Below are 11,550 nucleotides of genomic sequence, written 5' to 3'. Positions count from 1 at the left end.
GCGTCACGAGATTCCGGGTTCCGGCTCCGCCGGCCCCGGAATGACGAGGTTGAGACAACTCGCGCCCCGGTTCCGACGGGCAATCGCGTCACGAGATTCCGGGTTCCGGCTCCGCCGGCCCCGGGACGACTGAGGAGTCGCAGGCACCGGCCCGCCACCGGGGAATCGCAGGCGCCGGCCTGCCACGGCGCCTCTCCTCTAATCATGGCAGGCCAGACACGCTTTCAGTACAGTGGCGTTCGGGGGTTGAAGATCCGGAGATTCCGCGCGTGCACCTCGTCGCTCGACCACTGCTCCTGCTGCTTGCGCTGATGCCCGGCGTCGCCATGTGTCTGGAGGTGCCCCCGGGGGAGCCGCCGATCCGTACCTTCTCGATGGCCGAGTACAACAGCAACGTCCAGAACTGGGGCGCGGCCCTCGGGCCGGATGGGCTGATGTACGTGGGCGGCGGCATGGGTCTGCTGGAATACGACGGCGTGCGCTGGACCCGGCACGACACGCCGAACAATTCCCGCGTTCGCGTGATGCACATCCAGCAACGGGAGAACGAACCGGCCCGAATCTGGATCGGGTCAAGCAACCAGTTCGGCTACTTCCAGCGCGATGCCACCGGTGCGATGGTCTACCACTCCATCAGCGACCAGCTGCCCGAGCCCGAACGCGAGTTCGGCGACATCCGCGACCTGGTCGAAGTCGATGGAGACCTCTACTTCTCCGCCCTGCGTGTGCTGTTCCGCTGGGACGGCGAGACAGTGCACCGAAAGCCCGAGTGGGACGGCATCTTCCGCCTGATGACCGCAACCGGGGATCGCGTGCTGGTCGTGGTCCGGCAGCGTCTGCACGACGTCACCGGCCTGGACTGGGGCCACGACGAACCACCACCGCCGCTGGACCGCTGGCGCTGGGACGCGCTCGGCGACCGCGGCCGGCGGATGACCTTCCTCGAGCCCTGGCCCGATGGCCGGATGCTGTACGGCACCTACGATCACGGGCTGTTCTGGCTGCATCCCGCCGACGGGTCGGCGGGAGCTCCGGATCCTGACGGCACCGAGCCCGAACCCTTCGACGTTGCGCCCGGTACCGGCATCGATCTCACCACGGCCTGGCCCTATATCGTCCACCGCCGCGACGACGGCACGATGCTGCTCGCCACTCGCCACATCGGCCTGCTGCACTTGAACCCGGACGGCACGCTGATCGAGCACATCAGCAGCGACAACGGCCTGCCGATGAACGTCATCAACGGCCTGGCCGAGGACGGGCAGGGCGGGATCTGGCTGCCGCAGCAGGGCGTGATCACTCGCGTGGGCCTGAACGACCCCATCCGCACCTGGGGCGAAGCCGCCGGGCTGACCCAGGCGCGCGGCATGGCCGAGCACGACGGGCGCATCGTGCTCGGCGTGGCCAGCGGCGTGGTCCGGCTCGAGAGCGCCGACACCGACACCAGCCGGGTCGTGCCGCTCGAAAGCCCGATGATCGAAACCTGGCACCTGCTGTCCGCCGACGGCGAACTGCTCGGCGCCGGCAGCGAGGGCGTGCACCGCCTGGCCTACGACGCCGAGACCGATGAACTCATCGAGACAGAGCGCCTGCTGGCCGATCACTATGCCTACCGTCTGCGCCGTTCGTACGACCGGCCCGTGATCTACGCCGAACTGGAATCCGGCCTGGGCCTGATCGTCAGGCAGAACGGCCGCTGGGTCGACGGCGGCCGCGTCGAAGGCATCGACGAGCGCGTCGACCACGTCGCCGAGGCACCCGACGGCCGGGTCTGGGCCGGCAGCGTGCAGGGGCGTTTCTACGTGATGGAATGGGAAAGCGATGACCTCCAGGTCATCGCCATACTCGGCGAAGCCGAAGGCGTGCCGGAGGGCTATGCCTGGCCTTTCGTGGTGGGTGATGGAGCGGGTCACGACCATCGGCGGAGGCTGGTTCTCGGCACCTTCGACGGCGGCTATCGTCCGGTGCTCGACCACACCGGCGTAGCGATCGGCGTCGAGCCCGATCCGCTGTTCGACAACGACGCGCTCGGCGACGATCGCCGCATCTTCCGCGTCGCCAGCCACGACGGGGAGCGCGTGCTGGCCGGCATCGGCGACGGTGGTGCGCTGCGCTTCGGCTGGATCGACGACAACGGCGCCTTCGACTGGCAGCCGCACCCGGTGCCGGGCATCGAGTTCGGCCAGAACGACTTCATCCGGCCCGATGCCGAAGGCGCCTGGGTCGGCCGCAACCCGGGCCTGGTCCGGCTGGCCTGGCCCGAGCGCGAAGCCTCCGAACCCGCAGCGCCGCTCTCCGTCACCCGAGCCGGCTACCCGGAGCAGGGCAATTGGCTACGGGCCGGGCCGGGCGGGGCGTCGAACCTCTCCGACGCCGTGCCCAACCATCGTCTGCCGTTCCAGACCGGTTCGCTGCGCTTCGAATACGCATTGGCTGAGTTCGCCGAGCCCGACCAGCACCGCTACCGCGTGCGGCTCGAAGGCCTGGACGACACCTGGTCCAGCTGGACCGAGGAAACCCGCCGCGACTACACCAACCTGCCCGGCGGCGACTACCTGTTCCGGGTCCAGGCTCTGGATGCGCGAGGCCGGGTGTCCGAGGCCGCGCCGCTGGCCTTTTCGGTCGCCCCGCCCTGGTACCTGGGCACACCGATGCTGGCGGTGTATTCGGCAGCCGCGCTGCTGCTGTTGTGGCTGGCCGCAGTCGCCGGCCGCGCCCGCAAGGCACGCCAGTGGGCGGCCCGCCGGCAGGAGCTGGAAGCGCAAGTCGCCGACCGCACCCGGGAAGTCCGCCGCCAGGCCCGCGAGATCCGCGAAATGAGCGACGCCCGCGCGGCGTTCTTCGCCAACGTCTCGCACGAATTGCGTACCCCGCTGACCCTGACCCGCGCGCCATTGGAAGAGCTGGCCCGCGACACGATCCAGCTCACGCCCGACCAGCGCCAGCACCTGGACATGGCGCTGCGCAACACCGAGGCCATGCAGTCGTTGATCGGCCAGGTGCTGGACCTGCATCGCCTCGACGCCGAACGCATGCCGTTCCACCCGGCCCGGGCCGACCTGTGCGCGGCGGTCACCTCCGCCGTCCAGCGCTTCGACGTCCACGCCAGGAGCAAGGGCATCGACCTGGTCGTCGAAGGTGCAGAGACCCCGATGCTGACCGCCTTCGACGCCGGGCATCTGGCGACCACCGTCTCCAACCTGGTTTCCAACGCGCTCAAGTTCGCGCCCAAGGGCTCGACCGTCACCGTGCGGCTTGTCGAGCAGGACGATGGGCACGTCATCGAAGTGGCCGACGCCGGCCCGGGCGTGCCGGACAAGGACCGCGAGCGTATCTTTCAGCGCTACCAGCAGGCCGACAACGCCCCGCAGGGCGGCACGGGCATCGGCCTGGCGCTGGTCCGCGAGCTGGTCGACCTGCACGAAGGCCGGGTCGAGGTCGGCGATGCCCCGGGCGGCGGTGCGCGCTTCCGCGTCTGGCTGCCGGCGCGCCCGGACCTGCCCAACGCCGGCGCACGGCCCGACGCCGAGCCGGCCGACGCGCCGGAGCCGGAGGTCGAGATCGGCGAGGACGCAAGCATCGCCAATGGCAACGACGACCGGAACGGCAACGGCGACCGCCCGACCGTGCTGATCGTCGACGACAACGCCGAACTCCGCGGTTTCCTCCGCCTGCGCCTCGGCCGCGCCTACCGCATCGTCGAGGCCGGCGACGGCCGCGAAGGCCTGGAAAAGGCGCGCGAAACCATCCCCGACGCCATCGTCACCGACGGCATGATGCCCGAGCTGGATGGATTGGGATTGACCCGCGAACTCAAGGCCGACCCCGAGATCGACTTCATCCCGGTCCTCATGCTCACCGCCCGCGGCGGCGCCGATGCCGTCGTCCGCGGCATGCAGGCGGGTGCGGATGACTACCTGGCCAAGCCCTTCGACACCGCCGAACTCGCTGCTCGCATCGCCGGGCTCATTGCGTCGAGGCGTCGGTTGCGCGATCGGTTGGCTGGCCAGACCGTCGAACCGGAGCCGGCGGAAGACCCCTTCATTACGAGGGCCCGAGGCATTCTTTCTGAACACCTCGGCGAACCCGGCTTCTCCGTCCGCGACTGGGCCGCGCTGCTGCACATGGATCGGACGACGCTGTTCAGGAAGTTAAAGGCGGCGGTGGATCGGTCACCGGATGAGGAACTGCGGGAAATGCGCCTGCAACGGGCGGCGGAGTTGTTGCGGGCGAGGGCGGGGAACGTGGCGGAGGTGGCGGATGCGGTGGGGTTTGCGAGTGTGAGTGCGTTTTCTAGGAGGTTTCGGGAGAGGTTTGGGGTGAGTCCGGCCAAGTTCGCGAACAAAGGCGATGGAACGTAGTCGTGTTTGATCAATGGCTGGTTGGTACAGAATCTCTAGAAAACGGACTATCAGAATTCCGAGCTGCCGGTTTGTGTGCACGGTCCGCAAGGAGCGATTCCTGATAGCGTTCTGTCGAGTCATTTTCCTACCGGATCGCAAGCCCTTTTCCGACTGACTGCGGGCGCGCTGTCAGCCACCCTATCGTTTTGCACAACGCTGGCGACGGGGGGCAGATCGTCTGGACATGGGCAATGTTGGTTATCAGCGCCACCGGCCCGAGCGCACACTGCTCTACCAGATCGTCGAGCGGCATTACCCGGCCTTTGTCGAGCATCTGGCCGCGGCCGGGAAACAGTTGCCCACCCATGTGGGGCAAGCGTTTGATGGCTATCTGCGATGCGGCCGGCTGGAGCACGGGTTGCTGCGTCTTCGCTGCGACACCTGCCAGGCTGAACACCTGCTCGCATTCAGCTGCAAGCGCCGCGGCTTCTGCCCCAGTTGTGGCGCCCGGCGCATGGCCGACGGCGCGGCCTGGCTGGTCGACCAGGTGTTGCCCGAGCGGCCGATCCGGCAATGGGTGCTGAGTTTGCCGTTTCCGTTGCGGTTTCTGCTGGCCACGCATCCGGCACTGATCGGCCGGGTGCTCGGCATCGTCTACCGCGTCATTGCCGCCCACCTGATCCGGCAGGCCGGCTACACACAGCAAATCGCTCGCACCGGCGCGATCACGCTGATCCAGCGCTTCGGCTCGGCGCTGAACCTCAACATCCACTTCCACATGTTGTTTCTCGACGGCGTCTACGAACGGCTACCGGACGGCACCCGCTTGCGCTTCCAATGGGTGCGCGCACCGACGTCGGCCCAACTCACAAAACTGGCCCATACCATCGCCCGTCGGGTCGGACGCCTGCTGGAACGCGAAGGCTTGCTGGAGCGCGACACCGAGCAGTTGGATCTGGGCGAAGCGCTCGACACCGACGACCCGATGCCGGATCTGGCCGGGCATTCCATCACCTACCGGATCGCGGTCGGACCACACCGTGGGCGCAAGGTATTCAAGCTCCAGACTCTGCCAGACAGCGGCTGGGAGGAGCAGCCGGCCGACGCGCCCGGCAACTTCGCCGGTTTCTCCTTGCATGCCGGCGTGGCGGTCAAGCCCAATCAGCGTGAGAAACTCGAACGCCTGTGCCGCTACATCTGCCGTCCGCCCGTGTCGGAAAAGCGCCTTTTCCTGACCCCACGCGGCGACGTCGGCTACTCGCTGAAAACCCCGTACCGCGACGGCACCACCCACGTGATCTTCGCGCCGCTGGATTTCATCGCGCGGTTGGCCGCACTGGTGCCGCCGCCGCGCCTGAACCTCACCCGCTTCCACGGGGTGTTCGCGCCCAACAGCCCCTATCGGGCCCGGATCACGCCGGCCCGGCGGGGCCGAGGTGCCAGGCCGGTCAAGCCGGCGCGAGAAGAAGAACGCACGCCGGCCGAGCAACGCTCGGCGATGCGCTGGGCGAAGCGGCTCAAGCGGGTCTTTCAGAACGATGTGGAGACCTGCCCGAAGTGCGGCGGCTCGGTCAAGGTCATCGCGTGTATCGAAGACCCGCCGGTGATCGAGCGGATCTTGCATCATCTGGCCAGCAAGGACTTGCTCGGGCTGTGGCCTGACAGTCGGGCGTCGCCGGCAGCGCGTACCGGTTTGCATCACTGAATCGCAGTAAATCTACCTAAGACGGCGTTCCGCCCGGGCGCGGCTCGGTGGCGCTCGTGCCCGCTCGGCTTGATGACAGAAAATCAGGGCGATTCAGGGCTGGGTTGACTGAGACAGAGCGGAATTCGCCGAAAACCGGGCGAACGAGGATGCAAATTGGCGCCAGACTATGGATCGGCGAGGCCGTGGATACTGCTGGAAATCGGGAAATAGGGCGCTTAAACTTCCTATACGCCGACACCAACGCACTCGGCGAGACCATGGTCTACGAGTACGACGATGACCGCAACGAGACCGCCCAGGTCGACGCGCTCGGCCATCGAACCGAGTGGACCTACGACGACCGCGGGAACCCGCTGACCCAGACCGACCCGCTGGGCCGGACGACCTCCAGCACCTACGACGACCGCAACGGCCTGCTGACGCAGACCGATGCCAGCGGTACGGTGATCCTTGCCAATACCTACTTCTCACAGAACGGCAACCTGCGGACCAGCACCGATGCGCTTGGCCAACTGACCGAGTTCCATTGGGACGCCGGTTTCGGCTCTTGCGGCACCGGCACGTCCGAAGGCGTGACCGACGCGCTGGGCTTCCGGACTACGATCCAAGCGAAGTGCGACGGTTCGGCCTTCAGCGGGCTGCCGGCCTGGCGCGAGGACGCCAATGGCACCCGGACCACGTTCACCTATGACGCGATGGGCCGGACGCAGACCGAGACCACCACGCGCACCGACGAAGACGGCGTCGTCCGCGACCTGGTCACCAGCTACGCCTACGACGACGCCGGCCGGGTCATCGCCACCACCGACCCGCTCGGCCACGTGACGCGCACCGAGTACAACCCGATCGGCAAGCAGAGCGCCACCGTCGACGCGCTGGGCCGACGCACCGAGTACGAGTACGATGCGCGCGGCAATCTGGTCCTGACGCGCTACCCGGACGGGACGATCGAGACCAGCGAGTACGACCCGGAAGGCAACGTCGTCGCACAGACCGATCGCGCCGGGCGGACCACGCGCATGGTGTACGACGCGGCCAATCGCCTGATCGAGACGATCCTGCCCGACGAGACGCCGCTGGACGACAGCGATAACCCGCGCACGCGAAGCGAGTACGACGCCGCCGGCCGGATGATCGCGAGCATCGACGAGCGCGGCAACCGGACCGAGTACGAGTACGACGCCGCCGGCCAGCGCACGGCCACCATCGATGCCCTGGGCCACCGAACCGAGTTCGAGTACGACCTCCGCGGCAACCGGGTCGCGATGATCGATGCCAGGGGCCACCGCACCGAGTACGAGTACGACGCGGCCGGGCGCCAGACCGCGGTGGTCTTCCCGGACGGCACGCGCAGCGAGACCGCCTATGACGCCCTGGGCCGGAGGATCAGCCAGACCGATCCGGCCGGGCAGGCCACCACGTACGAGTACGACGCGCTCGGCAACCTGGCCGCCGTGGTCGACGCGCTCGGCCAACGCACCGAGTACGGCTACGACGAGCAGTCCAGCAAGGTCCTGCAGCGCGACGCGCTGGGCCGAGAGACCCGCTGGGCGCATGACGACCTGGGCCGGGTGATCTCGCGAACGCTGCCGCTGGGGCAGACCGAGACCTACGGCTACGATGCGGTGGGCAACCGGACCGAGCGGGTCGACTTCAACGGTGCACCGAGCGCCTTCCAGTTCGACGTTACCGATCGCCTGGTGCGCGCCGAGTATGCCGACGGGCAGGTCGAGACCATGACCTACACGCCGACCGGGCAGGTCGACACGGTCCTCGACGCGCGCGGGGTCACCGACTACGACTACGACGTCCGCGACCGCCTGGTCCGCGTCACGCACCCGACGGGGCAGGTCATCGAGTACGCCTACGACGCGGCCGGCAACCGCGTCGGCCTCGTCACCGCCAACCAGGCCGTCGCCTACGGCTTCGATACGCTGAACCGGCTGGCAACCGTCGACGACGGTAGGGGCATCACCACCTACGGCTACGACGAGGTCGGCAACCGCCAGGCCGTCGAGCACGCCAACGGGACGCGAACCGACTACATCTACGACGACCTGAACCGCCTGCTCGAGGTCACGCACCGCGATCCGCTGGGCACGCCGTTCAGCCGCCAGACCTACACGCTGGGCCTGGCCGGGCACCGGCGGCAGATGGCCGAACTCGACGGACGGTTCGTCGACTACACCTACGACGCGCTGTACCGGCTCACCGAAGAGCGGGTCACCGACCCGGTCCGCGGCGACCGTACGACCGCCTGGACCTTCGACGACGTCGGCAACCGCTTGACCGAGACCGAGAACGGACAGGTCACGCAATACGCCTACGACGCCAACGACCGGCTGGAACAGGAGATCGGCCCCGACGGGACGATCGACTACGTCTACGACGCCAACGGCAATACGCTCGAGAAGCGTGTCGACGGCGGGCTCGATACGGCCTATGTCTACGACAGCCGGGACCGGCTGGTCCGGGCCGATTCAGCTTCGGCCACGCTCGAGTTCGGTTACGACGTCAACGGGGTTCGTCAGAGCCGGACCGAGAACGGCCAGCGCACCGACTTCCTGGTCGATGCGAACCGCGATTACGCTCAGGTGATCGAGGAGTCAGGGGCTGGAAGCGACGTCCTGTACCTGCGGGGTCACGACCTGATTGCCCAGACGCGGAGTGGGGCAGTACATACGTACCATGCCGACGGACTGGGAAGTACCCGGGTGCTGTCAGATGCCGGTGGGTTGGCGACGGATGGGTACATCTACACGGCGTACGGGGAGCTGGAGCACCGGGAGGGGCTGACGGACAGCGGGTTCCTGTTCACCGGGGAACAGTATGAGCCGCGGCTTGGGTTCTACTACCTGCGGGCTCGGTATTACGATCCGGCGGTTGGGCGGTTCCCGACCATGGATACGTATCAGGGACGGGTCGGGGAGCCGGCTACTTTGCACAAGTACCTCTATGTGCACGGAGATCCGGCGAATAACGTGGATCCAAGCGGCAATGTTTCCCTTACGAGCTTTGCAGTGGCGGGAGCGATTCGGCTTGGTCTCGCGGTATCTGCGCTATACGCATATGACTACTATCTTGATCCGACGCCCAGGTATCACGAGTACTCCATATCGACGCTTATTTGCTCGGTCTGCTCTGTAGAGGACGTGTTCCAAGAAATGCTTCTTCAGCCTGCGCCTACTCCCTTGGGTAGGCGTTCTGAGCCTGTTCAGAGTGGTCAAGTAATCTACGCAGGCGGAAAGGGTTTATATTCTGTAATGATCGGAGGATTCGTCACTGTTTCAGTCAATTCAAGCGCATACTCCCATTTGAATGAGACTCTGCCAGCACATTTACTTCATAAGGGATCAATCGCGCGATACGCCAGACAGATGGGGAGTGGGGTTGTTATTGATACGTTCGGAGAGGGAACTAATCAAACCGCTATTTTTGCGAGACTGAACGAGTATTGGGGAGGAATTTTCTTCGAGCAGCTCGACAGAGAAATTGCAGCTTGGTTTTAAATATGAAAAAAGTGAAACTTATAGTAAGCAGCGTCGCGCTACTTGCGAGCGCTTGTCACCATGATGGCGAATCCCCTGTGGTCTGTATGAATTTGCCTTCATCAACGCCGGACCAGACGATATCTGGCATTGCTTATGGTCTGAAACCGGCGGCTGATTTTTCCATCGAAGGGTCGTTGCCCTCGGGAAGGTCTGGTACGGCGCGGCCTAATATAGGGCTGTATGCCGCTGATGGGCTTAAAATCTATCTACGGGGCGCATATGTTCGAGACGACGCCGCAGCGTTTCCGGCGTCCATCGCATTCTACGGAGTGGATCAGGAAAATCCAAAACTTCTGAGTTTGGCTTTCTGTGCCTTGCACTTGCTTAAGGAGCACGATGTTGAAGAAGTCTGGGCATGCGAGAACTCAGAGAGTGCTTCTCGTACTGAGGAAATATTCCGTGAATGGGGAAGTTTAGATGCGGATCAGAAGTCTGCCGATAACTGGTGCAAAGAGTCTGCTTAGTAGACAAGATCGGGTAGATATGGACAAGTCTACTTAACACCCACAATCAAGAGAGTCGGTGCCACTGATCGACAGGCCCGCAACCTGGCGGGGCGATGTCACTCGAATCGGCCGCGAGTCCTGCAACAGTGACCGGCTTTCAGCGGGGCGCTCAATTCTGCGCAACGGCGGATGGCCCGGATCAAATCTGGGCAGGGGCGGGGATTACGTTGAAAGGCGCGGAGGGCGTTTGCTGACTATTTGGACAGGCACATTCTAAGAAGCCCCTAAAGTCTCAAATCCGTTTGCTCCAGGCTGGCCGACACCGGTTTTCGCCCGATTTTGTTCTTTCCCACATATGTTTGGAGCGCGAAAGGGCGCTCCTTTTGGTCTCCAGGCATGCCAACGCCGGCACCGAGGCCATTTCCGATCTGAAGCTCGTTTCCTGCGGCTATCTGCCGGGTGAAAACAGCGCTGCGGCCGCGGTCTGGCCCCTCAGGAATCGCTTGTCGAAGTGACGCGCGAATTCCTTGAGCTTGTCGAGCGCGCCGAGGGCGTTGGCGAAGCCTGATTTCGGCTTTCGGACGAAGGCCAGGTACTTTTCCGGATTCATGTTCAGGCGGCGGAGGATGGGCGGAAGCTCGCCGGGGATGGATCCGGACTTGCCCTGGATGATGGCGCGGCCCGACCAGTCGACGAGTTCGAGGTAGTCCTCGGTGGAGGAGGGGATTACGGGACCGTCTCCGGCTTCGGCGTCGTCGCTGAATCGCAGAAGTTGAACGATCGTCTCGTCGAGAGAATCGCAATCGTTCGGCTGGTTTTCCGATGCTGGCACGGGGTCTTCGGATCTGGCTGCCTTGCGTTGTTGCCATTCCTCGATACGTTGCTGAACCGACGTGTAGTCCGATGTCTCGGGCGTCTCGGCGATCGACGCCCGGATGGGGTTGAGATCGACATAGGCCATGATGCCGAGCACGGCGGCTTCATCCAGCAGCGCCTGGCTGTAGAAGCGCGACTGCCAGAAGTGGCCGGTGACGTTGTCTTCGGCGTTGGCTTGCCGGGCGATGGGCTCGTTCAGGCATTTCATGAACCAGGACAGGCTGCCCAGGCGATTTCGGTACTCCGCCAGATGCTTCCGGGCGACTTTTTCCTGAGCTTCGGTCAGCGACTGCCCGTTCGCGAAGGCGCGAACGACCGCCGGGCCTCTGAACAGGCGGGTCCAGCGACGCGCCAGTTCGAGATCGTCCCAGGCCATGGCGCGCTCTGGATCGACGTGCAGGACCAGGTGGTAGTGGTTGGAGAGAATCGCATAGGCGCAGACGTCGACCGCAAAGACCTCGGACAGCAAGGCAAGGCGGTCCTTGATCTCCTGCTTTCGACCGGAATAGTCCCGGCCGGTCAAGGGATCGAGGCCGCAGAGAAACTGCCGCCGCACGCAGCGTGAAACCACGTGATAGAACGGCGTCATTTCGGTCGAGACCAGTCGTTTTCGCGCTTGCGGCATG

The 11,550-nt window shown here is 65.2% G+C and carries 5 protein-coding genes; 4 read left to right on the top strand and 1 reads right to left on the bottom strand.

Translation table 11 applies throughout. The features are described 5' to 3' along the window. The first annotated feature begins 269 nt into the window (after nucleotides 1-269). The 4 genes from HFP89_RS16400 (at nucleotide 270) to HFP89_RS14200 (ending at nucleotide 10,066) form a co-directional block, all read left to right on the top strand. Nucleotides 270-4,361: a hybrid sensor histidine kinase/response regulator transcription factor gene (locus HFP89_RS16400; RefSeq protein WP_168718338.1), complete on the top strand. Its 4,092-nt coding sequence runs from the start codon at nucleotides 270-272 to the stop codon at nucleotides 4,359-4,361. A gap of 226 nt (nucleotides 4,362-4,587) precedes the next feature. Next, a complete protein-coding gene (locus tag HFP89_RS14210) occupies nucleotides 4,588-6,048 on the top strand; it encodes an IS91 family transposase (protein WP_168718337.1) in 1,461 nt (486 codons plus the stop codon). A 260-nt stretch (nucleotides 6,049-6,308) separates the two neighbouring features. Next, the gene (locus tag HFP89_RS14205; protein WP_168718336.1) at nucleotides 6,309-9,560 is read left to right on the top strand and encodes an RHS repeat protein; all 3,252 of its coding nucleotides are present in this window, start codon (nucleotides 6,309-6,311) and stop codon (nucleotides 9,558-9,560) included. A gap of 2 nt (nucleotides 9,561-9,562) precedes the next feature. After that, nucleotides 9,563-10,066 (top strand): hypothetical protein, encoded by a 504-nt coding sequence (locus HFP89_RS14200; RefSeq protein WP_168718335.1) that lies wholly within the window; start codon nucleotides 9,563-9,565, stop codon nucleotides 10,064-10,066. Between the two features lie 430 nt (nucleotides 10,067-10,496). On the opposite strand, the gene HFP89_RS14195 is transcribed toward HFP89_RS14200, so the two are convergent. After that, nucleotides 10,497-11,550 (bottom strand): transposase (locus HFP89_RS14195; RefSeq protein WP_168718334.1); only part of this gene is annotated, 1,054 nt, incomplete at its 5' end.

It is taken from the genome of Wenzhouxiangella sp. XN79A, assembly GCF_012272825.1.
Classification (GTDB): domain Bacteria; phylum Pseudomonadota; class Gammaproteobacteria; order Xanthomonadales; family Wenzhouxiangellaceae.
Note: the sequence above shows the minus strand (reverse complement) of the source record. Positions and strands in the feature narration are given on the sequence as shown.